Below are 23,093 nucleotides of genomic sequence, written 5' to 3'. Positions count from 1 at the left end.
GGGGCGCTACTCCACGCCGATCAGCAGCAGCGCCGACTGGCGGCCGCCGCGGTAGACCACGGTGTCGACCGCCAGATACGCCTCGCGCACATGCTTCTCCAGGTGCTCCGCGACGGTCTCGGGCACGTCGTCGCCGAGCACGAGCGTGACCATCTCGCCGCCCGCCGACAGCATGCGGTCGAGCACCGAGACCGCGGTGGGCGCCACGTCGGAGCCGATCACCGCGACGTCGCCGTCGATCAGGCCGAGGACGTCCCCGGCCTGGCAGATGCCGGCCATGGTCCACGACTGCCGCTCGGCGACGGCCAGTTCGCCGTACCGGGTCGCGCCGGCCGCCGACGTCATGGCGACGACGTCCTCGTCGAAGCGGCGGTCCGGCTCGTGCACGGCGAGAGCCGCGATGCCCTGGACCGCGGAGCGGGTGGGGATCAGCGCGACCCGCACGCCTTCCGTCCTCGCCTGTTCCGCCGCGGCGGCCGCGGTGTGGCGCAGCTCGCCGTCGTTGGGCAGGAGCACCACCTCGTGCGCGTGGGCCCGCCGGATCGCGTCGACGAGTTCGCCGCTCGCGGGCGGCTCCCCCACGCGCGCGGGCACGGTGGTCGCCCCTGCCTCGGCGTAGAGCCCGGCAAGGCCCTCGCCGGGCACGACGGCGACGATGGCTCGTTGCGTACGTTCCCGGGGCGGCTGCGCGGTGGCGTGCGCGTCGCCCGCTCCGAAGTGCGTGATGCGGATGCGGTGCGGACGGCCCGCCTCCACGCCCGCCTCGACGGCCGCGCCCGCGTCGTCGACATGGACGTGGACGTTCCAGAGCCCGTCGCCGCCGACCACGACGAGCGAGTCGCCGAGCCGGTCGAGCCGGTTCCGCAGCCGGTCGACGGCGTCGTCGTCCGCCTCCAGGAGATAGATCACCTCGAAGGCGGGGCCGCCCGTGTCCCCCGGCAGGTCCTCGCACTCGACGGCCTCCACGCGCGCGTGGCCGCCCTCGGCACCCTTGTGACCGCTCTCGGCGCTCTTGAGGACCACCGTCTCGCCCGACAGCACGCCCACCAGCGCCCCGAGGACCGCGACGAGCCCGCGCCCGCCGGCGTCCACGACTCCCGCGCGCCCCAGGACCGCGAGTTGTCCGGGCGTCGCCTCCAGGGCCGCGCAGGCGCCGTCGTACGCGGCCCACGCGACCGCCCCGCAGTCGCCTTCGAGATCCGCGGCGGCCCGGGCCGCCGCGGTCGCCACCGTCAGGACGGTGCCCTCGACCGGGTGCGCGACGGCTTGGTAGGCGAGGTCGGCGGCACGTCGGAACGCGAGGGCCAGGGTCTGCCCGTCGACGTGATCTGCCTCACGGTCGGGTTCGGCTTCGGGACCGCCTTCCGGCCCCCCGAGGACCTGCGCCATACCCCGCAGCAGCTGCGACAGGATCGTGCCCGAGTTCCCGCGGGCCCCGATGAGCGCTCCGTGCGCCATCGCGCGCACGGTCTCGGCCAGCGAGGGCAGAGCGGGCTCGTGGCCCGTGAACGCCGCGTCGACGGCCTGTGAGGCGGACTCCACGGTCAGATAGAGGTTCGTCCCCGTGTCCCCGTCCGCGACCGGATAGACGTTGATCGAGTCGATCTCCTCGCGGGCCCTGCCGAGCGCGTCCAGAGTCAGTCGGCACCAGGCGCGCACCGCGACCGCGTCGAGGTTCTGCGGCACCTGTTCGCCTCCTTGACCATCCGGAATGGACGCAGCGTAGACCCAGGGTGAACAGAGGCCCCGGGGCGGGGGCCGGGCGAGCCATGGTAGTTTCGTTGTACCGAAGCAGTCGTTGTATGCTGCTCCGGTTGCCCGATACGCATCGGGCCATTCCTCCTGGCAACGCCACTCCGATCATTGCACTGATCCCGGCATGCCGGGTTTAACCGTAAGTGCATCTGAAGTCTTTGGAGTGACCCGTGGCTGCCAACTGCGACGTCTGCGGCAAGGGGCCGGGCTTCGGCAACAACATCTCGCACTCGCACCGCCGTACGCCCCGTCGCTGGAACCCGAACATCCAGCGTGTGCGTGCCGTGGTCGGCGGGACGCCGAAGCGCCTCAACGCCTGCACCTCGTGCATCAAGGCCGGCAAGGTCTCGCGCTGACGCCAGCGCGGCCACCTAGCTGGTTGCTGAAAAAGCCGGTTCCCTTTTAGGGAACCGGCTTTTTCGTGTGCCCCCAGGGGGACCTGTTGTGCCCACAGGGAGGCCTGCCGGGAGGGGCACCTGCCAGAATCTTGCGGATGCGCTTCGGCATCCTCGGTCCCCTCGACGTACGCTCCCCCGACGGCACCCCGCTGGACCCCGGCGGGCCGCGTCCGCGCGCGCTGCTCACCCTGCTGCTCCTGGACGCGGGCCGCACCGTCTCCGTGGAGCGGCTGACCGAGGGCCTCTACGGGGACGAGCCGCCCGCGGGCGCCGCGAACGCCCTGCAGTCCCAGGTCTCCCGGCTGCGCAAGCGCCTGGGCCTGGCCATCGAGGCGGCCCCCACCGGCTATCGCATCGCCGTCGCCCCCGAGGACGTCGACCTGCACCGCTTCGAACGCCTGGCCCGCGAGGGGCGCCGGGCGCTCGGCTCCGGGGACCGGCCGCGGGCCGCCGCACTCCTGAGGGAGGCGCTCGGCCTGTGGCGCGGCCCCGCCCTCGCCGACCTCCCGGATGCGGGGCCGCTCGTCGCCCGCCTCGAAGAGCAGCGCCTGGCCGCCGTCCAGGACCGCGTCGACGCGGATCTCGCGCTGGGCGGCGGCGCCGAGCTCGTACCGGAGCTGCGGGAACTGATCGCCGGGCATCCGCTGAGCGAGCGGCTCCACGGCCAGCTGATGCGGGCGTTGCACGCGGGCGGGCGCCCCGCCGAGGCCCTCACCGTCTACGAGGAGGCGCGGCGCACCCTCGCGGACGAACTCGGCACCGACCCCTCCGCCGAGCTGTCCGCGCTCCACCTGGAGCTGCTCCAGGGCCAGGAGCCGGCCCGACAGCGGGGCGTGCCCGCGCAGCTGACGCGGTTCATCGGGCGCTCCGACGAGCTCGCGAGGATCGGCGCCCTGCTGGCCGAGGCCCGGCTCGTCACGCTCACCGGGCCGGGCGGCGCGGGCAAGACGCGGCTCGCGATCGAGGCCGCCCGCGCGCTGCCGGACGTCTGCTACGTGGAACTGGCGCCGCTCGCCGACGGGGCCGGGGTCCCGTACGCGATCCTCACCGCGCTCGGCGTACGGGACGGCTTCCACGCGCCGGGCGGTGACACCACCGAGCGGCTGCTGTCCGCGCTGCGCGGCCGTGAGCTGCTGCTCGTCCTGGACAACTGCGAACACCTCGTCGACGACGCGGCGCGGGTCGCCGGGCTGCTGCTCGGGGCCTGCCCCGGGGTGCGGGTGCTGGCCACCAGCCGTGAGGGGCTCGGCATCACGGGCGAGGTCCTGTGGCCGGTGCCGCCGCTCGCCGCCGGGCCCGCGGCCCGGCTCTTCGCCGACCGGGCCGCCGCCGTACGGCCGGATGTGGCCGACCACTACGCGCGCGTGGACACGGACCGGCACACGCGCGCTGACGTGGACCGGGACAAGAGCGGCGGTGTCGAGCACCGGGAGCGGCTCGTCGCCGAGATCTGCGCGGCCCTCGACGGCCTTCCGCTCGCCATCGAGCTGGCCGCCGCCCGGCTCCGCACCCTCACCCTGGACGAGCTCGCCGCCCGCCTCGGCGACCGCTTCCGGCTCCTGTCCCGGGGCGACCGCACGAAGGCGGCCCGGCACCGCACCCTGCACGCGGTCGTGGAGTGGAGCTGGGAGCTGCTCGACGACGAGGAGCGGGAGCTGGCCCGCCGCCTGACGGTGTTCCCCTCGGGGGCCACGCTCGACGCCGTGGAGGCCGTCTGCGGGATCCCGTACCCGGAGGACCTGCTCGCCTCCCTCGCGGAGAAGTCGTTCCTCGAAGTGGCCGACGGGCGCTACGGCATGCTGCAGACCATTCGCGCCTTCTGCGCCCGGCGGCTGGCCGACGCGGGCGAGGAGGAGCGGCTGCGGGCCGCGCACGCCGCGCACTTCCTGTCCCTCGCCGAGCGCGCCGAGCCGCGGCTGCGCGGGCGCGAGCAACTGCCCTGGCTGGCCCGGCTCGCCGCCGAGCAGGGCAACCTGGATGCCGCACTGCGCCACCTGACCCGCACCGAACCGCTCGGCGGGCTCCGGCTGATGGCCGCGCTCTCCTGGTTCTGGCGGCTGCGCGGCCTCTACGGAGAGCGCACCCCGCTCTCCCTCGAACTCCTCGACGCGGTGGGCACCGAGCCCCCGGAGGGCCTCGCCGAGGAGTACGTCCTCTGCCTGGTCAACACGATCGCGGGGACCGGCGACGACCCCGCCGAACCGGAGCGCCTCGCACGCGCGGACGGCCTGCTCGCCGCTCTCGAGGGGCCCCTGCGGCTGCCGCACCTGGTGGTGCTCTGGTCGATCGCGGGCGGTCCCGCGCGTGCCATGGAGGACCGGGTGCGGGACCAGGTGGGCGACCACCCCTGGGGGGTGGCCCTGCTCGACATCGGCCAGGGCTTCCAGGAGTTGTTCGCGGGCCGTCCCGACGCGTCCGAGGCGGCCTTCGCCCGCGCCCTGGCGGGCTTCCGTACGGCCGGTGACCGCTGGGGCATGGCCAACTGCCTGGATCCGCTGGGGATGTTCGCCGACTGGCGGGGCGACCGGGAGCGCGCCCTGCGGCTGCTGGACGAAGGTCTCGTACACGTACGGGAGTTGGGTGCCCCGGAGGAGACCGCCGATCTGCTGCACCAGCGCGGCACGGTCCTGCTGCACCAGGGCGACTTCGAGGAGGCCACCGCCCACTTCACCCACGCGGCGGCGCTCGCCCGCACCACGGGCGTCCCCGACAAGGTGGCGACCGCGCGGCGCGGACTCGGGGACGTGGCCCGTCTGTCGGGAGACACGGCACGCGCGCGTGAGCACTACGAAGCGGCTCTGGAGGCCTGCGCCGCCAACTGGTTCAGCCTCGCGGAGAGCGTGCGGATCCTGGTGGGCCTCGGCAGGACAGCGCTCGCCGAATCCCGCGCGCAGGAGGCCGCCGACTGGTTCGAGCAGGCCCGCGTGCTGGCTTCGGGCGCCGACATCCACGCCTCGGGCACCGGCACCCTCACCACGGGCATCGGTGAACTGGCCGAGGTGGCCGAGGCGTTGGCGGCCACCGCCGCGGCCCCGGAGGAGACCGCCCTGCTCCTGGGCGCCGCCCACGGCCTGCGCGGCACCTTGATCGCCGACGACCCCGATGTCGTACCCCTGGAGGAAGCGGCCCGCGCGCGGCTCTCCCCACAGGCCTACGAGAAGGCCTTCGAGCGGGGCCGGAGCCTGCGGTCAGCGGCGGTCAGGGAACGGTAGGCGTACGGTCAGCGGCCGGCCCGAGGCTTCCTGACATGACGAAGAAGACGAGCGCCTCTCGGACAAACACCTCCCGGACGAACACCTCCCGGGCAAGCACCTCCCGGACAAGCACCCCTCAGACCCCCACCCACAGCCTCGCCCACCTGAACGTCCTGATCTCCGGCGCCAGCGTCGCGGGCCCCGCGCTCGCCCTGTGGCTGGCTCGCTACGGAGCCCGCGTCACCGTCGTGGAGAAGGCGCCCGCCCTGCGCGAGGGCGGCTTCGCCGTCGACTTCCGGGGCGAGGTGCACCGCACCGTGCTGCGGCGCATGGGCATCTGGGACGAGGTCCACCGCAGGCAGACGCACATGGGCCGCCAGACCATCGTCGAGGCCGACGACACGGAGCGGGTCGATCTGCCCGCGTTCCTGATGAGCGGTGACGTGGAGATCTTCCGCGGCGACCTCTCCAAGATCCTTTACGAGCGCACCAAGGACCGCGTGGAGTACGTCTTCGGAGACTCCATCGCCTCGCTGACCGAGGACTCCGAAGGCGTCGCCGTGACCTTCGACCACGGGGCTCCCCGCCGCTTCGACCTCGTCGTCGGCGCCGACGGGCTGCACTCCCACACCCGCCGCCTGGTCTTCGGCGACGAGTCGCGGTACCTGCGGTTCCTGGGCTACTACATGGCGGGCTTCGACGTCCCCAACCACCTGGGCCTCGACCGCACGGCCCGCCTCTACAGCGAACCCGGCCGCACCGTCATGTTCAGCAACTACGACGGCGACCCGGAGAGGGCGGGCGTGGGCCTGGTCTTCCGTTCCGAGCGGCTCGACTTCGACCGGCACGACGCCGCGCAGCAGAAGAAGATCCTCGCGGAGCGGTTCGCGGGCATGGGCTGGAAGCACGCCGAAAAGGCGCTGGCCGGGCTGGAGGGCGCCGAGGACCTGTACTTCGACGCCATCGCCCAGATCCACGTCGACCGGCTCTCGCAGGGCCGTGTGGTCCTTCTCGGGGACGCCGGGTACGGCGCCACGATGGGCGGCATCGGGACGGGCACGGCCCTGGTGTCCGCGTACGTCCTGGCCGGCGAGCTCGCGGCCGCGCGGGGCGACCACCGGGTCGCCTTCGCCGCGTACGAGGCGGAGATCCACGGCTACGCCAAGGGCTGCCAGAAGATCTCGGACAACACGGGCCCCTTCCTCGCGCCGCCGACCGAGAAGAAGATCCGCAGCCGCGACCAGGCGTACCGCGTGCTCAGCTCCCGCTTCCTGGCCGGCTTCTTCAAGCGGCTGACGGAGAAGGCCGCGAGCGACCTCACGCTCAAGGACTACGCGCCGGAACGGCAGCCCGCGCGGGACTACGCCTCCCTGAACCGCCAGCCGTGATCCACCGGGCCGATCCCGCCGCCGAGCGGGAAGCCCGCGGCGATCGCCCCGGTGACGTACCGCTTGGCGGCCGCGACGGCCTCCGGCACGCCCTGCCCCTTCGCCAGCTGCGACGCGATCGCGCTGGCGAGCGTGCAGCCCGTGCCGTGCGTGTGGCGGTTGTCGTGGCGCGGGGCGCGCAGCAGGTGCTCCTCGGAGCCGTCGGTGAGCAGGTCCACGGCGTCACCGCTCAGATGGCCGCCCTTGATGAGCACCCACTTCGGTCCGTACGCGAGGACGGCCGCCGCCGCGCGCCGCAGACCGTCCTCGGACTCGACCTGGACGCCGGTCAGTTGGGCGACCTCGTCGAGGTTGGGCGTCGCGACCGTGGCGACCGGCAGCAGCTTCGTACGGACGGAGTCCAGCGCGGAGGCGGCGAGCAGCGAGTCGCCGTGCTTGGAGACGCCGACCGGGTCGACGACGGCCGGCGCGTCCGTGTCCGCGAGCAACTCGGCGACCGCGTCGACCAGTTCGGCCGACGCGAGCATGCCGGTCTTCACGGCCTGCACGCCGATGTCGTCGACGACGCTGCGGTACTGGGCCCGCACCGCCTCCGCCGGAAGCTCCCAGAAGCCCTGTACGCCAAGGGAGTTCTGCGCGGTGACGGCGGTGACGACGCTCATGCCGTGCGTGCCGAGGGCCAGCATCGTCTTCAGGTCGGCCTGGATGCCCGCGCCGCCCCCGGAGTCGGACCCCGCGACGGTGAGCACCCGCGGCGGCGCGGTCACTCGGTGTCCCCGTCGTCCCCGAAGTGGTCCCAGCCCTTGCTGGTCCACGGGGCGCCGTCCACCGTCACCTGGGGCAGCGCCGAGGGGTTGAGGACCTCCCCGATGACCTTCCAGCGGGCGGGCAGCTTCACGTCCGCGGGGAACGTCGCCACGATCGCGTGGTCCTCGCCGCCGTTGAGCACCCACTGCAGCGGGTCGACGCCGACGGCCTGGCCGATGTCGTTCATCTGGGAGGGCACGTCGACGTCTCCGGAGCGGATGTCGATGCGCACCTTGCTGGACTCGGCGATGTGCCCGAGGTCGGCGATGAGCCCGTCGCTCACGTCCGTCATGGAGGTGGCGCCGAGCCCGGCGGCCGCGGGGCCCGCGTGGTACGGCGGTTCGGGCCTGCGGTGGGCCTCCACGAAGGCGCGGGGCGAGCGGAAGCCGCGGGAGAGCACCGCGTGCCCCGCGGCGGACCAGCCCAACCAGCCCGTGACGGCGACGACGTCGCCGGGCTGGGCACCCGCGCGCGTGACCGGCTCGTGGTTGCGCAGGTCGCCGAGCGCGGTGATCGAGACGGTGATCGTGTCGCCACGGACGACATCGCCGCCGACGACGGCCGCGCCCGCGACCTGGCACTCGTCCCTGAGGCCGTCCATCAGCTCGGTCGGCCAGCTTGCGGGCAGTTCGGCGGGGACGACCAGGCCCAGCAGGATCGCGGTCGGCACGGCACCCATGGCCGCGATGTCGGCGAGGTTCTGCGCGGCGGCCTTGCGGCCCACGTCGTACGCCGTGGACCAGTCCCTGCGGAAGTGCCGCCCCTCCAGGAGGATGTCGGTGCTCGCCACGACCCTGCGGTCCGGAGCGGACACGACCGCGGCGTCATCGCCAGGGCCGAGCCGTACGGCCGGAGTGGAGGTGAGCCGGGAGGTGAGCTCTCTGATGAGCCCGAACTCCCCCAACTCGCCCACGGTTCCCTTCACCGAGTCTCACCATGCCCTTTCACGCTGCCCGGCCCCCGGTCGCGAGCCGTCTCTGTCGTCGGTACGGTCGACATGACCGTCAACTTGTGTTGTCCGTCCACCACGATGTGCGCGCCACAGGTCGCCCGGGTCTCCCCGCGGCGAGCGGCGACGCGGTACCGTGGCGTCCCTTCTCCCCCACATGATCCTCGTGGCCGCCCTGGAGGTTCCGTGGTACAGGCGTACATCCTGATCCAAACAGAGGTCGGCAAGGCGTCGACCGTCGCCGAGCTGATCGGCAAGATCCCAGGAGTGATCCAGGCCGAGGACGTGACCGGTCCCTACGATGTCATCGTGCGCGCCCAGGCGGACACGGTGGACGAGCTCGGCCGCATGGTGGTCGCCAAGGTCCAGCAGGTGGATGGCATCACCAGAACGCTGACCTGCCCGGTCGTGCACTTGTAGCCCCCGTCTACCCTGGCCCGGTGAACATCCCCCGCCTCCGGCGCCGCTGCCTCACAGGAACGTCCGCTCTCGCCCTGTTGATCACGACAGCGGCCTGCTCATCTACGGACGACGAGGCGTCGGTGGTGGTTCCGTCCCCGAACGCGAAGGCAGCGGGACTCTGCCGGGACCTGCACAAGCAGCTCCCGAAGAAGCTCGACGGTCTTGAGCGCACGGACCCCGGCCCCACGTCCGAGCTGACCGCCGGGTGGGGAGACCCGGCGATCATACTGCGCTGCGGTGTGGAGCGGCCCCCGGAGATGATCGATCCCGCGTACGCCGAGAAGAACGGCGTGAAGGTCAACGGCGTGGCCTGGCTCCTGCAGAAGAACGACGACGGCTCGTACACCTTCACCACCGGGGCACGCCTCGCCTACGTCGAGGTGAAACTGCCCGAGGAGCGGACGGGGGACGGCCTCGGCCCGCTCACGGACTTCGCCGCCCCCATCAAGAAGACCATCCCCAAGGGGATCGCCTGACGGCGTGGGGACGGCCCCTCGGCCGCTAGCGCAGCCCCGTCGAGCGGTTGAGCGCCGCCTGGATGAGGCGGTCCACCAGCTCCGCGTAGCCGACGCCGCTCTTCTCCCACATCTGCGGGTACATCGAGATGGGCGTGAAGCCCGGCATCGTGTTGATCTCGTTGATCACGAACTGCCCGTCCTCCGTGAGGAAGAAGTCCGCGCGCACCAGGCCCTCGCAGGACGCCGCCTCGAACGCGTCGACCGCGAGCCGCTGGATCTCCGCGGTCTCCTCGGGCGTCAGCGGCGCGGGCACGATGCCGGGCGTCGAGTCGATGTACTTGGCCTCGAAGTCGTAGTAATCGTGCGCCTGCACGGGCGGGATCTCGGCCGGCACGCTCGCGCGCGGGCCGTCCTCGAACTCCAGGACGCCGCACTCGATCTCGCGGCCGCGCAGCAGCGCCTCGACGAGGATCTTGGGGTCGTGGCGCTGTGCCTCGGCGATCGCCTCGTCGAGGCCTTCGAAGGAGTCGACCTTCGTGATGCCGATCGACGAACCCGCGCGCGCGGGCTTGATGAACAGCGGCCAGCCGTGCTCGCCGGCGAAGTCCGCGATGCGCTGCCGGGCACCCGCCTCGTCCTGGCGCCACTCGCGGGGGCGGATCACGAGGTAGGGGCCGACGTTCAGGCCGAAGGACGCGAACACCCGCTTCATGTAGTCCTTGTCCTGGCCGACGGCCGAGGCGAGGACACCGGAGCCGACGTAGGGCACTCCGGAGAGTTCGAGCAGCCCCTGGAGGGTGCCGTCCTCTCCGTAGGGACCGTGCAGCATCGGGAAGACGACGTCGACCTCGCCCAGCGCCTTGGGCACGGAGCCGGGCTCGCTGTAGACGACCTCGCGGTTGCTCGGGTCGAGCGGCAGGACGACGCCGCCCTCCACGGAGTCGGCGAGTTCGGCGACGCTCGGCACCTTGCGGTCGGTGATGGCCATCCGGTCGGGCTCGTCGGCGGTCAGCGCCCAACGGCCGTCCGTGGTGATGCCGATCGGCAGGACGTCGTACTTGGTCCGGTCGATCGCGCGCAGCACGGCGCCGGCCGTGACGACGGAGATGCCGTGCTCCGAGCTGCGACCGCCGAACACGACGGCCACACGCGGCTTGCGGACCGGCTGCTCAGAGCTCGGCTCGGGGCGGGGCTCAGGGCTCTGGGGGAGGTTCTCGCTGCTCATATCGCGTCGAGAGTACCCGCTGTCCCAAAAACAGTCAGCGGCGCTCGGGCTTGGCGCTGCGCGACATGAGCTCCTTCAGGGCGACCATCGGGGGCGTTCCCTCGTGCACGATCCCGACGACGGTCTCCGTGATCGGCATGTCGACGCCGTGCCTGCGGGCCAGATCCAGCACGGACTCGCAGGACTTGACGCCCTCGGCGGTCTGCTTGGTGACCGCGATGGTCTCCTCCAGGGTCATGCCCTTGCCGAGGTTGGTGCCGAAGGTGTGGTTGCGCGAGAGCGGCGACGAGCAGGTGGCCACCAGGTCGCCCAGGCCCGCGAGTCCGGAGAACGTCAGCGGGTCGGCGCCCATGGCGAGCCCGAGGCGGGTGGTCTCCGCGAGGCCGCGCGTGATGAGCGAGCCCTTGGCGTTGTCGCCGAGGCCCATGCCGTCCGCGATGCCGACGGCGAGTCCGATGACGTTCTTCACGGCGCCGCCGAGCTCGCAGCCGACCACGTCGGTGTTGGTGTACGGGCGGAAGTACGCCGTGTGGCAGGACGTCTGGAGGCGCTGCGCGACGGCCTCGTCCCGGCAGGCGACCACGGCGGCGGCGGGCTGCCGCGCGGCGATCTCACGGGCGAGGTTGGGTCCGGTGACGACGGCGATCCGGTCCGCGGGGACCTTCGTGACGTCCTCGACGACCTCGCTCATCCGCATCGCGGAGCCGAGTTCGACGCCCTTCATGAGGGAGACGAGGACGGTGTCGGGGGCGAGCAGCGGCGCCCACTCGGCGAGGTTCCCGCGCAGCGTCTGCGAGGGCACGGCGAGCACCGTGAAGTCGGCGTCGGCGGCGGCCTCGGCCGGGTCGGTGGTCGCCCTGAGGTTCTCGGGGAGTTCGACGCCGGGGAGGTAGTCCGGGTTGGTCCGCGTGGAGTTGACGGCGTCGGCGAGTTCGGCGCGACGGCCCCACAGGGTGACGTCGCACCCCGCGTCGGCGAGCACCATGCCGAAGGCCGTACCCCAGGAGCCCGTTCCGAAGACGGCGGCCTTCACGGGGCCTGCCGAGTTCACGGGGTTCGTCACTTGCTGTCCTCCGAGGTGCTCTCTGCGGTGCTCCGCGCGGCGCTGCCGCCCGCGGCCTTGCGTCGTTGCTCCAACCGCGCCCTGCGCGGGTCGTACGGCGTCTCGGGGGCCTTCTCGCCCCGGATCTCCTCAAGGAGTTCGGTGATCGCGGCCATGATGGTCTCGGTCACCTCGCGCAGCACCTCGGGCGTCGGCTCCTTGTCGTAGAAGCGCGACAGGTCGACGGGCGCCCCGGCCTTCACCTGGAGCGTCTTGCGCGGGAAGAAGGCGGGCTTCTTGCTGTACGGCGGCAGGGCGAGGTTGGCGCCCCACTGTGCGACGGGAATCACCGGGCACTTGGTCTTCAGGGCGACCCGCGCGGCACCGGACTTGGCCGTCATCGGCCACATGTCGGGGTCCCTGGTGAGGGTGCCTTCGGGGTAGAAGGCGACGCACTCACCGCGCTCGATGGCGTCGACCGCGGCGCGGAAGGCGTCGAGCGCGTTCGTGGTCTCGCGGTAGACCGGGATCTGGCCCGTGCCCTTCATCACTTTGGCGACAAAGCCGCGTTTGAAAAGGCCGTCCTTTGCCAGGAATCGCGGCACCCGTCCGGTGTTGTACTGGAAGTGGGCGTACGAGAACGGGTCGATATGGGAGTTGTGATTCACCGCCGTGATGAATCCTCCGTCGGCCGGAATGTGTTCCATTCCACGCCAGTCCCGCTTGAACAGAACCACGAGCGGCGGTTTTGCGATGACCGCCGCAAGGCGGTACCAGAAGCCGATTCTGCGGCGGGACACGCGGACACCTTCCTCCATGAACCTGGTCGGCCGCACAAGTGTCGCCCCAGGCTGCCGGTCTGTCGAGAACACCGTACGCCCGCCCTCACGGCCCCTGCTCCCCAGCAGGTCACAATGGGCGCGACGAGAAGGACGGAGCGCCCGTGCAGTGGACCCTGGTCATACCCCTGAAACCGCTGGCGCGCGCCAAGAGCAGGCTCGCCCCGGCCTCCGGGGACGGCCTGCGGCCGGACCTCGCCCTGGCGTTCGCGCAGGACACCGTGGCCGCGGCGACGGCCTGCCCGGCGGTGCGGGATGTGGCAGTAGTCACGGACGACGCCCTGGCGGGACGCGAGCTCGCGGCCCTGGGCGCCCGTATCGTCCCGGACGCGCCGGGAGGGGGCCTGAACGCCGCTCTCGCGCACGGAGCGGCCCTCGTGCGTGCCGAACGCCCCGAAGCGCCCGTCGCGGCCCTGAACGCCGATCTGCCGGCGCTGCGCCCCGCGGAATTGGCCCGCGCTCTCGACGACGCCGCCCAATTCCCCCGCGCATTCATGCCGGATGCCGCGGGAATCGGGACAACACTGCTGTCGGCGACGGCGGGCACGGAATTGCGCCCCGCGTTCGGCACGGCATCCCGGGCCCGTCACGCGGCGTCCGGCGCCGTGGAACTCGCGCTCGGCGGCGTCGACTCCGTACGCCAGGACGTGGACACCGGAGAGGACCTGCGGGCCGCTCTCGCGCTCGGCGTCGGCCCGCGCACCACGGCGGCCGCCGCCCGACTGCTCATCTCCGACTGAGTACGCTGCTCTCCATGCAGGCGACCGCGTACACGTACGACTCAGAGACCCGCAGCGGCAGCGTGCTGCTCGACGACGGGACTCCCGTGCCCTTCGAGGCCCCCGCGTTCGACGCGGGCGGGCTGCGCCTGCTGCGGCCTGGGCAGCGCGTGCGCATCGAGGTCGACGGCGAGGGCGAGGCCCGCCGCATCACCCTGGTGACCCTGCAGACCTTCTGAGCGTCGGGCCCCGCAGGGTTTTTGGGCATCCCGCGCGCGTAGGACGCCCACAGGCACACGCTCTTGGACAACACGGCGCTTGGACACACGACGCGGGCCGGGCTCCCCCGTGGGAGCCCGGCCCGGCGCGTGAGTGCCCTCGTGCCCTTACTTCTTGCGGGACGTGGCCTTCTTGGCGGTCGTCTTGCGCGCCGTCGACTTCTTGGCGGGCGCCTTCTTCGCCGTGGCCTTCTTCGCCGGCGCGGTCTTCTTGGCCGTCGCCTTCTTGGCCGGAGCGGCCTTCTTGGCGGTGGTCTTCTTCGCCGTGGCCTTCTTCGCCGTCGCCGTCGCCTTCTTGGCGGTGGTCTTCTTGGCGGTCGTCTTCTTCGCCGTCGCCTTCTTCGCCGTCGCCGTGGTCTTCTTGGCGGTGGTCTTCTTGGCGGTGGTCTTCTTCGCCGTCGCCTTCTTGGCGGTGGCCTTCTTGGCCGCGGCCTTCTTGACCGTCGCCGAAGCACCGCCGGTCAGGCTGCCCTTGGGCGCCTTCTTGACCGCGACGTCGTTCTTCGGGAGCTTCTTCGAGCCGCTCACCAGGTCCTTGAAGCCCTGGCCCGCACGGAAGCGCGGAACGGAGGTCTTCTTGACCCGCACGCGCTCCCCGGTCTGCGGGTTGCGGGCGTAACGGGCCGGACGGTCGACCTTCTCGAACGAGCCGAAGCCGGTGACCGAAACACGGTCCCCGCTGACGACGGCACGGACGATGGCGTCCAGGACCGCGTCCACGGCGTCGGCGGCCTGCTGACGGCCACCGACCTTGTCGGCAATCGCTTCTACGAGCTGCGCCTTGTTCACGTCTTCCCCTTCGGAGACATTGCCGGGAGCGAAATACTCCGGCTTTTTCGCACGTTAGGCAGATATATACCGCAAATCAAACACGAAACGGGCTAATCACCCTTGTGCCGCAACGAACTGGCCCATCTCGGAGTTCCTCGAAGGCCCGTTGAGGCTTGACACTCAGGTGTCTTCGGGGAATCGGCCCTCGTCCGCTTCGTCGAGGGACGCCATCAATCGCTCCAGACGCCTTGCCGCATCGGCGAGATCGTGTTTGGCCGCGGCCGTAATGACCAGCAGCTTCCGGGTCAGCGCCATCCGTACGCCCTCCGGGACTTGCAGTGCACGCACCCGTGAGTGCGCTTCCTTCAGTTGGTCCGCGACGAGCCCGTAGAGCTCGAGTTGGCTGTCACGTCCCATGCACCGATTGTGCCATCTGGGGCGAGTTGTCGCCTCCGCAGGGGGTAACTACCGCCATCCACGGCCCTCCTGAGGGTACCCCGACAGGCCAAGTACAAGGGGATTTCCGGCCTCTTCTTCCTTCGGGAGCAAGGGAGTTGAGACCACCCGTTCAGGTCATCGGGGGCCCCGGCCGGGCGCACACAGATGTACCCCCAACCGTCCACGATTGGGGGTACATCAGGGTGTTGCGAGGTCTTGCGGGACGTCAGACCTGGACGGTCCGCGGCTTGTACGAGGGGCGCTCGGTCTCGTACGCGGCGATGTCCGCCTCGTTCTGCAGCGTGATGCTGATGTCGTCCAGGCCGTTCAGGAGCCGCCAGCGGGCGTTCTCGTCGAGTTCGAAGTCGGCGGTGATGCCCTCCGCGCGGACCTGGCGGTCCTGCAGATCCACCGTGATCTCGGCCTGCGGGTCGTTCTCGGTCAGCTCCCAGAGCGCGTCCACGACCTTCTGGTCGAGTACGACGGTGAGCAGGCCGTTCTTCAGCGAGTTGCCGCGGAAGATGTCGGCGAAGCGGGACGAGATGACGGTCTTGAAGCCGTAGTTCTGCAGCGCCCACACGGCGTGCTCACGGGAGGATCCGGTGCCGAAGTCCGGTCCGGCGACCAGGACCGTGGCGCCCTGGCGCTCGGGGCGGTTGAGGACGAACTCGGAGTCCTTGCGCCAGGCCTCGAAGAGACCGTCCTCGAAGCCGTCCCTGGTGACCTTCTTCAGCCAGTGGGCGGGGATGATCTGGTCGGTGTCGACGTTGCTGCGGCGCAGCGGAACGGCCCGGCCGGTGTGCGTGGTGAAAGCTTCCATGGTTCTCAGACTCCGGCGGTCACGGGGGCGTCGGACAGGTCGGCGGGCGAGGCGAGGTGGCCGGTGACCGCGGTGGCCGCGGCGACCTGCGGGGAGACCAGATGGGTGCGGCCGCCCTTGCCCTGCCTGCCCTCGAAGTTGCGGTTCGACGTGGACGCCGAGCGCTCGCCGGGGGCCAGTTGGTCGGGGTTCATGCCCAGGCACATCGAGCAGCCCGCGTGCCGCCATTCGGCGCCGGCGGCGGTGAAGACCTTGTCCAGGCCCTCCTCGACGGCCTGCAGGGCGACCCGGACCGAGCCGGGGACGACCAGCATCCGTACGCCGTCGGCGACTTTGCGACCGTCGACGACGGAGGCGGCCGCGCGCAGGTCCTCGATGCGGCCGTTGGTGCAGGAGCCTACGAAGACGGTGTCGACCTTGATGTCGCGCAGCGCCTGCCCGGCGGTCAACCCCATGTATTCCAGGGCCTTTTCGGCGGCGTTGCGCTCCGAAGCGTCTTCGTACGAAGCCGGGTCGGGGACGTGTCCCGAAAGGGGCGCTCCCTGGCCGGGGTTGGTGCCCCAGGTCACGAACGGCGCCAGCGAGGCGGCGTCGATGTAGACCTCGGCGTCGAAGACCGCGTCGTCATCGGTCTTCAGGGTCTTCCAGTACGCCACCGCGGCGTCCCAGTCCTCGCCCTGCGGGGCGTGGGCGCGGCCCTTGATGTAGTCGAAGGTGGTCTCGTCCGGGGCGATCATCCCGGCGCGGGCGCCCGCCTCGATGGACATGTTGCAGATGGTCATGCGGGCCTCCATCGAGAGCTTCTCGATGGCCGGGCCGCGGTACTCCAGGACGTAGCCCTGGCCGCCGCCGGTACCGATCTTCGCGATGATCGCGAGGATCAGGTCCTTGGCCGTGACGCCGTCGGGCAGTTCGCCGTCGACGGTGATGGCCATGGTCTTCGGGCGGGCCATCGGCAGCGTCTGGGTGGCGAGGACGTGCTCGACCTGGGAGGTGCCGATGCCGAACGCCAGCGCGCCGAAGGCGCCGTGGGTGGAGGTGTGCGAGTCGCCGCAGACGACCGTGGTGCCGGGCTGGGTCAGTCCCAGCTGCGGTCCCACCACGTGGACGACGCCCTGCTCGACGTCGCCCAGCGGGTGCAGCCGCACGCCGAACTCGGCACAGTTCTTGCGGAGCGTCTCCAGCTGCGCCCGCGAGACCGGGTCGGCGATGGGCTTGTCGATGTCGAGGGTCGGGGTGTTGTGGTCCTCGGTCGCGATGGTGAGGTCGAGCCGCCGCACCTGACGGCCGGCCTGACGGAGGCCGTCGAAGGCCTGGGGACTGGTCACCTCGTGCAGCAGGTGCAGATCGATGAAGAGGAGGTCGGGCTCGCCCTCGGCGCGCCGGACGACGTGGTCGTCCCAGACCTTCTCCGCGAGTGTCCTACCCATCGCTTTCCCTCCGACCGGCCGCATCGCCGGCCCAACTAGAGAATCCGTTCGCCGACGCGCGTACCCCTCGTGCCGCACCTCGACAGCCGATCCGTTGGTCCGCGGATCGCTCGTACAGCGTGGCGGGTTCCACGGAAATTTGAACTTGCGTTTCACAGAGTGAGACGGGAGTATCGACGCATGGACAACTCTAGCGGCGTCGGCGTCCTCGACAAGGCGGCCCTTGTCTTGAGCGCTCTGGAGTCCGGTCCGGCCACCCTCGCGGGCTTGGTCGCTGCCACCGGGCTCGCACGACCCACGGCCCACCGACTCGCCGTGGCACTGGAACACCACCGGATGGTGGCGCGCGACATGCAGGGCCGTTTCATTCTCGGCCCGCGCCTCGCCGAGCTCGCGGCGGCAGCGGGCGAGGACCGCCTGCTCGCCACGGCGGGCCCGGTCCTCACGCACCTGCGCGACGTCACGGGCGAGAGCGCGCAGCTCTACCGCCGCCAGGGCGACATGCGCATCTGCGTGGCCGCGGCGGAGCGCCTCTCGGGCCTCAGGGACACCGTCCCGGTGGGCTCGACGCTCACGATGAAGGCGGGCTCGTCGGCCCAGATCCTGATGGCCTGGGAGGAGCCGGAGCGCCTGCACCGCGGTCTCCAGGGTGCCCGTTTCACGGCCACGGCCCTCTCGGGCGTACGCCGCCGGGGCTGGGCCCAGTCGATCGGCGAGCGCGAGCCGGGCGTCGCGTCCGTCTCCGCGCCGGTGCGCGGCCCCTCGAACCGCGTGGTGGCCGCCGTCTCGGTCTCCGGGCCGATCGAGCGCCTGACCCGCCACCCCGGCCGCATGCACGCGCAGGCGGTCATCGACGCGGCGGGACGCCTCTCCGAGGCCCTGCGCCGCGCCGGCTGACGACACCTCGCGCCTGACGCGCCTGACGTCCGACGTCGAAAGCACCAGCGCCAGCACCAGCACCAGCACCAGCACCACAGAGCAAGACACAGAGCGCCGGAAGGGACCGCCTCAACGCCGCGGCGGCCCCTTCCGGCGCTTTCTTTCGCCCGCGCCCCCGCCCGAGCGCTCCCCGACCTCTCAGGCCGCCTTGAGGCGATCGGCGGCCCGGTCCCCGCGACGGCCCACGGGGATCACGCCGGTGGCCTCCGCCAGACCGAACGCGGGCATGTTGACGTACACCGCCTCATGGGATCCGGCCGGCACGACGAACGTCTCGTGCCAGAAGCCGACCTTCCCCCTGCCTTCCCTGATGCGGCGGTTGAAGGCCGCCCACGCGGGACGGTGCTGCTTGTCCTGCGCCGCCGAGTAGGCGAGCAGCTTCTCCTGCGACTCCCAGTACTGGACCACGTACATCAGACGCGGCCCACCGAGCAGCAGCCGGTATCCCAGCATCCCGCTCCCCCGGTCCCGCGACAGCTCCTTGAGCATGCGCGGCATCGCCAGGAAGACGGGCCACCAGCTGCGTACGGCACGGAAGTTGTTGATGCGCATCCCGATGTGGAAGACGACCACACCACCCTGCGCGTCGGCGGTCATGCGCCCTTCGATCGGCTTGTCGCTCATGGCGTTTCCCCCTTGATGGAGCCTTGGCCGAGCATTGGATAGTTCTGCTATCCATGATTGGATAGTGCCACTCTCCAAAGGGAGACGCAAGAGGAGGCACGAGCCGATGAGACTGGCGGAGCTGAGCCGGCGCAGCGGGATCCCCACGGCGACGATCAAGTACTACTTGCGCGAGGGCCTGCTCCCGCCCGGCCACCGCGTGACCGCGACGCAGGCCGAGTACGACAACTCCCATCTGGAGCGGCTCCGCCTCGTGCGGGCGCTGATCCAGGTGGGCCGGGTCCCCGTCGCCTCGGCCCGCGAGGTCCTGACGGCCCTGGAGGACGACTCCCTGGACCACAACTCCCGTCTGGGCACGGCGGTATGGGCCCTGCCGCACGGCCCCGAGCCCACGGAGGGGGACACGTCGGCGCAGGAGGCCAGCCGCACGGTCGACGCACTCCTGGAGCGGCTCGACTGGGAGCACGCGCAGGAGTACGGCGACGAGTCACCGGCGTACCGGATGCTGGTGACCGCGGTCGCCACCCTGTCCCGGCTCGGATATCCGTGCGCCGTCGAGGACTTGGCGCCCTATGCGCGCGCGGGGCGCCAACTGGCGGTCTCGGAACTGGACTTGATCGAGCGGTACGAGTCGCCGGACCGGCAGCTGGAAGCGGCCGTCGCGCTCACGGTGCTGTACGAGCCGGTGCTGCTGAGCCTGCGTCGCATCGCGCAGGCCGAGGAGTCCAACCGCCGCTTCGCGCAAGGGGCCAAGGGGTCGGCAGGGGGCGCGGAGGCGACGGGAGAATGACGAAGGGGCCTTCCCAGTGGGAAGGCCCCTTGCCGTTCTGTACCCCCGACCGGATTCGAACCGGCGCTACCGCCTTGAGAGGGCGGCGTGCTAGGCCGCTACACAACGGGGGCGTGGATCTTGCACGCGTTCAACGAACAACGCCGCAGATCCGAGCTGGTCTACCAGGACTCGAACCTAGACTAACTGAACCAGAATCAGTCGTGCTGCCAATTACACCATAGACCAATGTGGTTTAGACCAACTCAGTACCCCCGACCGGATTCGAACCGGCGCTACCGCCTTGAGAGGGCGGCGTGCTAGGCCGCTACACAACGGGGGCCCTAGCGATCCTGCATCAGAAACAGTGGGTGCGACCCGATCTGTTCCCGCGGGAAGGATCTGTACCCCCGACCGGATTCGAACCGGCGCTACTGCCTTGAGAGGGCAGCGTGCTAGGCCGCTACACAACGGGGGCTTCGTGGATGAGATCCACATTTGCAGATGAGCTCTGCGAGCTGGCCTACCAGGACTCGAACCTAGACTAACTGAACCAGAATCAGTCGTGCTGCCAATTACACCATAGGCCACCGAAACGCAACCCCCGGGGGGATTTTGCTTGGCTTGCGCTTCCGGTTCCGGGCTTTTCGTCCCGCTCCCCTCGGCGCAGGAAGAACATTACCCGAAGGTGGACGGCGCTCCAAAACGGGTATCCCCGCGCAGCAGCGCGGGGAGCTCGGAGAGGCGCGTGATGCGGTGTACGCCCGACGGACCTTCCTGCGTGCCCGCGTTGCGGTCGAGCCAGATCCCGACGAGGCCCGCGTCCCTCGCGCCCCTCGCGTCGATCTCCGGCTGGTCGCCGACGTAGGCGATCTCGGCGGGGTCAAGGCCCAGCGTCGCGCAGACCGCGTGGAAGGCCTCGGCGGCGGGCTTGGAGACGCCGAGGTCGGCGGCGCACAGGACGGCCTCGAAGCGGTCGCGGATGCCGAGGACGCTCAGCTTGCGGTCCTGGACGGCCAGGGCGGAGTTGGAGAGGACCGCCTGGCGGTAGTCGCCGGCGAGGGCGTCCAGGGTGGGGACGGTGTCGGGGAAGAGGGACCAGGCCGATTCGTAGTGACCGACGTAACGCGCGAACCAGGCGTCGGCGTCGGGGTCGGCCAGGGCGGGGGCGTCCAGGAAGTCGCGTACGCGGTCGCGGCGCTGCTCCTCGAAGGCGACCTCGCCCGCGCCGAAGCGGGCCCAGTGGCGCTCGGTGAGGCGCCGCCACAGCGCCAGGGCGCGCTCCGCGCTCTCGTACCTCTCCAGGAGGCCCTCGGCGACGAGGTGCGCGTTCATGCCGGCGGTGTCGGCGCGCGCGTAGTCGAAGATCGTGTCGTCGATGTCCCAGACCACGGCTTTGATCGGCATGAGGTCCACCGCTTTGATCGGCATGCTTCCGACCGTATGCGAAGGACCCGGGAGCCGTGGTGGCTTCCGGGTCCTTCGTGGTGCGGGGTGCTGTTACGCGGTGAGCTTCGTCAGGGCCGCGTCGATGCGGGACAGGGTCTTGTCCTTGCCCAGGATCTCCAGGGACTCGAAGAGGGGCAGGCCGACCGTGCGGCCGGTGACGGCCACGCGGACCGGGGCCTGGGCCTTGCCGAGCTTGAGGCCGTGCTCCTCGCCGGCGGCCAGGACGGCCTCCTTGAGGGACTCCGGAGAGGTCCAGTCGGCCGCCTCCAGCTTGGCGCGGGCCGTGCGCAGGAGGGCGTCGGAGCCCTCCTTCATCGCCTTCGTCCAGGACGCCTCGTCCTCGACCGGCTCCTTCAGGAACAGGAAGTCGACGTTGGCCGTGATCTCCGAGAGGACCTTCAGGCGGGACTGCGCGTGCGGCGCGATGGCCTGCCAGGCGGCCTCGTCGAAGTCCTCGGGGGCCCAGTTGGCGTGCGGGGCCTTCAGCCAGGGCGCGCAGGCCTCGGCGAAGGTCTTCACGTCCAGCATCCGGATGTGGTCGGCGTTGATCGCCTCGGCCTTCTTCAGGTCGAAGCGGGCCGGGTTGGAGTTCACGTCCGCGAGGTCGAACTTGGCGACCATCTCGGGGATCGTGAAGACGTCCTGGTCCGCCGAGAACGACCAGCCCAGGAGGGAGAGGTAGTTGAGCAGGCCCTCCGGGAGGAAGCCGCGCTCCCGGTAGAGGTTGAGCGACGCCTGGGGGTCGCGCTTGCTCAGCTTCTTGTTGCCCTCGCCCATGACGTACGGGAGGTGGCCGAACTCGGGGATCGCCTTGGCGATGCCGAGCTCGATCAGCGCCTTGTAGAGGGCGATCTGGCGCGGCGTCGAGGAGAGCAGGTCCTCGCCGCGCAGGACGTGGGTGATCTCCATCAGGGCGTCGTCGACCGGGTTGACCAGGGTGTACAGCGGGGCGCCGTTGGCGCGCACGATGCCGTAGTCCGTGACGTTCTCCGCCTGGACGGTGATCTCGCCGCGGACCAGGTCGGTGAAGGTCGTGGCCTCGTCGGGCATCCGGAAGCGGATGATGTGCTTGCGGCCTTCGGCCTCGTACGCCGCGATCTGCTCGGCGGTCAGGTCGCGGCAGTGGCCGTCGTAGCCGGACGGCTTGCCGGCGGCGCGGGCGGCCTCGCGGCGGGCGTCCAGCTCCTCCGTCGTGCAGTAGCAGGGGTAGGCGTAGCCGCCGTCGATGAGCTTGGTGGCGACGTCCTTGTAGATGTCCATGCGCTGCGACTGGCGGTACGGCGCGTGCGGGCCGCCGACCTCGGGGCCCTCGTCCCAGTCGAAGCCCAGCCAGCGCATCGAGTCGAGCAGCTGCTCGTACGACTCCTCGGAGTCGCGAGCCGCGTCGGTGTCCTCGATGCGGAAGACCAGGGTGCCCTCGTTGTGCCGGGCGTAGGCCCAGTTGAAGAGGGCGGTGCGGACCAGACCCACGTGGGGGTTGCCGGTCGGCGAGGGACAGAAACGTACGCGGGTCGCGTTAGCCACGCTTGATCACCTTGTTGGTGAGAGTGCCGATGCCTTCGATGGTGACGGCGACCTCGTCGCCGACGTTGAGGGGGCCGACCCCTGCCGGGGTGCCCGTGAGGATGACGTCGCCGGGGAGCAGCGTCATGGCCTCGGAGATGTTCACGATCAGATCCTCGATCGGGTGGAGCATCTCGCTGGTGCTGCCGAGCTGGCGCTGCTGGCCGTTGACCGTGCACTGGACGGTGAGGTCGTTCGCGGCCGCCAGGTCGATGCCGGTCTCCACCCAGGGGCCGAGCGGGCAGGCGCTGTCGAAGCCCTTGGCGCGGGCCCACTGCTTCTCGCGGCGCTGGACGTCGCGTGCGGTGACGTCGTTGGCGCAGGTGTAGCCGAAGATCACGTCCTTGACCCGCTCGCGCGGGACCTCGCGGCACATGCGGCCGATGACCACGGCCAGCTCGGCCTCGTGGTGCAGCTCCTCGGAGAACGAGGGGTACGTGATGGCGTCGCCGGTGCCGACCAGCGAGGTGGACGGCTTGAGGAACGCGAAGGGGGCGTCGGGGGCCTCGTTGCCGAGCTCCGCCGCGTGCTCCTTGTAGTTGCGGCCGAAGGCCACGATCTTGTTCGGGAGCACCGGCGGCAGCAGGCGGACCTTGCTCAGCGGGACCTTGGTGCCGGACAGCTCGAAGTCGGCGTACGGGATGCCCTTGATGATGTCGAGGACGAGCTCGCCCTCTTTACCGGGGGTGCTCTCCCCCTCGACTACGCCGTAGCCGACATTGCCGTCGATGGAGAACCTGGCGATGCGCACGAGAGCCTTAGCCCCTTGATGGGAA

At 70.9% G+C, this 23,093-nt stretch carries 22 protein-coding genes, 5 tRNA genes and 1 pseudogene; 9 read left to right on the top strand and 19 right to left on the bottom strand.

Annotated elements, in window-relative coordinates; translation table 11 throughout:
* Positions 1-6: 6 nt before the first annotated feature.
* Positions 7-1,686, bottom strand: coding sequence for a DAK2 domain-containing protein (locus tag ACZ4D5_RS36115; protein WP_467776710.1), 1,680 nt, complete (start codon positions 1,684-1,686; stop codon positions 7-9).
* A gap of 239 nt (positions 1,687-1,925) precedes the next feature.
* Here ACZ4D5_RS36115 and rpmB point away from each other — a divergent pair, with 239 nt between their 5' ends.
* The 3 genes and pseudogenes from rpmB to ACZ4D5_RS36100 all read left to right on the top strand — a co-directional run.
* On the top strand, positions 1,926-2,111 hold the full coding sequence (rpmB, locus tag ACZ4D5_RS36110) for a 50S ribosomal protein L28 (RefSeq protein WP_030195073.1): 186 nt from the start codon (positions 1,926-1,928) through the stop codon (positions 2,109-2,111).
* A 137-nt stretch (positions 2,112-2,248) separates the two neighbouring features.
* Positions 2,249-5,365 carry an AfsR/SARP family transcriptional regulator gene (locus tag ACZ4D5_RS36105; RefSeq protein WP_467776709.1) on the top strand — a complete coding sequence of 1,039 codons (3,117 nt, stop codon included), beginning with the start codon at positions 2,249-2,251 and terminating at the stop codon, positions 5,363-5,365.
* A gap of 35 nt (positions 5,366-5,400) precedes the next feature.
* Positions 5,401-6,447: pseudogene (locus ACZ4D5_RS36100) on the top strand (FAD-dependent monooxygenase); the annotation flags it as partial.
* A 260-nt stretch (positions 6,448-6,707) separates the two neighbouring features.
* Here the strand turns inward: ACZ4D5_RS36100 and thiD are convergent.
* Positions 6,708-7,502 (bottom strand): bifunctional hydroxymethylpyrimidine kinase/phosphomethylpyrimidine kinase, encoded by a 795-nt coding sequence (gene thiD, locus ACZ4D5_RS36095; RefSeq protein WP_467776708.1) that lies wholly within the window; start codon positions 7,500-7,502, stop codon positions 6,708-6,710.
* Positions 7,499-8,467, bottom strand: a complete 969-nt coding sequence (locus tag ACZ4D5_RS36090) for a thiamine-phosphate kinase (RefSeq protein ID WP_467776707.1) — start codon at positions 8,465-8,467, stop codon at positions 7,499-7,501. Before ACZ4D5_RS36090 ends, thiD begins: the two co-directional genes overlap by 4 nt.
* A gap of 210 nt (positions 8,468-8,677) precedes the next feature.
* Here ACZ4D5_RS36090 and ACZ4D5_RS36085 point away from each other — a divergent pair, with 210 nt between their 5' ends.
* Entirely contained in the window at positions 8,678-8,911 is a 234-nt protein-coding gene (locus ACZ4D5_RS36085) for an Lrp/AsnC family transcriptional regulator (protein WP_016642988.1), read from the top strand.
* 20 nt (positions 8,912-8,931) lie between these two features.
* Positions 8,932-9,429, top strand: a complete 498-nt coding sequence (locus ACZ4D5_RS36080; protein ID WP_467776706.1) for a DUF3515 domain-containing protein — start codon at positions 8,932-8,934, stop codon at positions 9,427-9,429.
* A 25-nt stretch (positions 9,430-9,454) separates the two neighbouring features.
* Here the strand turns inward: ACZ4D5_RS36080 and ACZ4D5_RS36075 are convergent, their stop codons facing one another.
* From ACZ4D5_RS36075 to ACZ4D5_RS36065, 3 genes are all read right to left on the bottom strand, one after another.
* Positions 9,455-10,636, bottom strand: a complete 1,182-nt coding sequence (locus ACZ4D5_RS36075) for a D-alanine--D-alanine ligase family protein (protein ID WP_467776705.1) — start codon at positions 10,634-10,636, stop codon at positions 9,455-9,457.
* 34 nt (positions 10,637-10,670) lie between these two features.
* Complete coding sequence (locus ACZ4D5_RS36070; RefSeq protein WP_467776823.1) at positions 10,671-11,621, bottom strand: NAD(P)H-dependent glycerol-3-phosphate dehydrogenase; 951 nt, start codon at positions 11,619-11,621, stop codon at positions 10,671-10,673.
* A 74-nt stretch (positions 11,622-11,695) separates the two neighbouring features.
* Positions 11,696-12,478 carry a lysophospholipid acyltransferase family protein gene (locus ACZ4D5_RS36065; protein ID WP_467776704.1) on the bottom strand — a complete coding sequence of 261 codons (783 nt, stop codon included), beginning with the start codon at positions 12,476-12,478 and terminating at the stop codon, positions 11,696-11,698.
* Between the two features lie 143 nt (positions 12,479-12,621).
* Between ACZ4D5_RS36065 and cofC the strand changes: the two genes are divergently transcribed.
* On the top strand, positions 12,622-13,257 hold the full coding sequence (gene cofC / locus ACZ4D5_RS36060; protein ID WP_467776703.1) for a 2-phospho-L-lactate guanylyltransferase: 636 nt from the start codon (positions 12,622-12,624) through the stop codon (positions 13,255-13,257).
* 14 nt (positions 13,258-13,271) lie between these two features.
* On the top strand, positions 13,272-13,475 hold the full coding sequence (locus ACZ4D5_RS36055; protein WP_030787468.1) for a hypothetical protein: 204 nt from the start codon (positions 13,272-13,274) through the stop codon (positions 13,473-13,475).
* Between the two features lie 147 nt (positions 13,476-13,622).
* Here the strand turns inward: ACZ4D5_RS36055 and ACZ4D5_RS36050 are convergent, their stop codons facing one another.
* The 4 genes from ACZ4D5_RS36050 to leuC form a co-directional block, all read right to left on the bottom strand.
* Entirely contained in the window at positions 13,623-14,303 is a 681-nt protein-coding gene (locus tag ACZ4D5_RS36050) for an HU family DNA-binding protein (protein ID WP_467776702.1), read from the bottom strand.
* Positions 14,304-14,465: 162 nt separating this feature from the next.
* On the bottom strand, positions 14,466-14,702 hold the full coding sequence (locus tag ACZ4D5_RS36045) for an SCO5555 family protein (RefSeq protein ID WP_362340034.1): 237 nt from the start codon (positions 14,700-14,702) through the stop codon (positions 14,466-14,468).
* A 247-nt stretch (positions 14,703-14,949) separates the two neighbouring features.
* A complete protein-coding gene (gene leuD, locus ACZ4D5_RS36040; protein WP_467776701.1) occupies positions 14,950-15,543 on the bottom strand; it encodes a 3-isopropylmalate dehydratase small subunit in 594 nt (197 codons plus the stop codon).
* Between the two features lie 5 nt (positions 15,544-15,548).
* Complete coding sequence (gene leuC / locus ACZ4D5_RS36035) at positions 15,549-16,973, bottom strand: 3-isopropylmalate dehydratase large subunit (protein WP_467776700.1); 1,425 nt, start codon at positions 16,971-16,973, stop codon at positions 15,549-15,551.
* Between the two features lie 180 nt (positions 16,974-17,153).
* On the opposite strand from leuC, the gene ndgR reads away from it, so the two are divergent.
* The gene (ndgR, locus tag ACZ4D5_RS36030) at positions 17,154-17,870 is read left to right on the top strand and encodes an IclR family transcriptional regulator NdgR (protein ID WP_055698144.1); all 717 of its coding nucleotides are present in this window, start codon (positions 17,154-17,156) and stop codon (positions 17,868-17,870) included.
* Positions 17,871-18,050: 180 nt separating this feature from the next.
* Here the strand turns inward: ndgR and ACZ4D5_RS36025 are convergent, their stop codons facing one another.
* Positions 18,051-18,536: a DUF4188 domain-containing protein gene (locus tag ACZ4D5_RS36025; protein ID WP_467776699.1), complete on the bottom strand. Its 486-nt coding sequence runs from the start codon at positions 18,534-18,536 to the stop codon at positions 18,051-18,053.
* A gap of 106 nt (positions 18,537-18,642) precedes the next feature.
* Here ACZ4D5_RS36025 and ACZ4D5_RS36020 point away from each other — a divergent pair, with 106 nt between their 5' ends.
* The gene (locus ACZ4D5_RS36020) at positions 18,643-19,326 is read left to right on the top strand and encodes a MerR family transcriptional regulator (protein ID WP_467776698.1); all 684 of its coding nucleotides are present in this window, start codon (positions 18,643-18,645) and stop codon (positions 19,324-19,326) included.
* Positions 19,327-19,366: 40 nt separating this feature from the next.
* On the opposite strand, the gene ACZ4D5_RS36015 is transcribed toward ACZ4D5_RS36020, so the two are convergent.
* From ACZ4D5_RS36015 to ACZ4D5_RS35980, 8 genes are all read right to left on the bottom strand, one after another.
* A tRNA-Glu gene (locus ACZ4D5_RS36015) sits at positions 19,367-19,439 on the bottom strand.
* A gap of 43 nt (positions 19,440-19,482) precedes the next feature.
* A tRNA-Gln gene (locus ACZ4D5_RS36010) sits at positions 19,483-19,554 on the bottom strand.
* Positions 19,555-19,575: 21 nt separating this feature from the next.
* Positions 19,576-19,648, bottom strand: a tRNA-Glu gene (locus tag ACZ4D5_RS36005).
* Between the two features lie 62 nt (positions 19,649-19,710).
* Positions 19,711-19,783: transfer RNA gene (locus ACZ4D5_RS36000), tRNA-Glu, on the bottom strand.
* Positions 19,784-19,823: 40 nt separating this feature from the next.
* Positions 19,824-19,895, bottom strand: a tRNA-Gln gene (locus tag ACZ4D5_RS35995).
* A gap of 88 nt (positions 19,896-19,983) precedes the next feature.
* A complete protein-coding gene (locus tag ACZ4D5_RS35990) occupies positions 19,984-20,712 on the bottom strand; it encodes an HAD family hydrolase (RefSeq protein ID WP_467776822.1) in 729 nt (242 codons plus the stop codon).
* A 93-nt stretch (positions 20,713-20,805) separates the two neighbouring features.
* Positions 20,806-22,278, bottom strand: coding sequence for a glutamate--tRNA ligase (gene gltX / locus ACZ4D5_RS35985; RefSeq protein ID WP_467776697.1), 1,473 nt, complete (start codon positions 22,276-22,278; stop codon positions 20,806-20,808).
* Positions 22,271-23,068: a fumarylacetoacetate hydrolase family protein gene (locus ACZ4D5_RS35980; RefSeq protein ID WP_467776696.1), complete on the bottom strand. Its 798-nt coding sequence runs from the start codon at positions 23,066-23,068 to the stop codon at positions 22,271-22,273. The genes gltX and ACZ4D5_RS35980 overlap by 8 nt, the downstream gene beginning before the upstream one ends.
* Positions 23,069-23,093 lie beyond the last annotated feature (25 nt).

Source organism: Streptomyces sp. NPDC025651, from assembly GCF_055558735.1.
The sequence above is the reverse complement of the archived record's forward strand: the minus strand, read 5'-3'. Positions and strand labels throughout refer to the sequence as shown.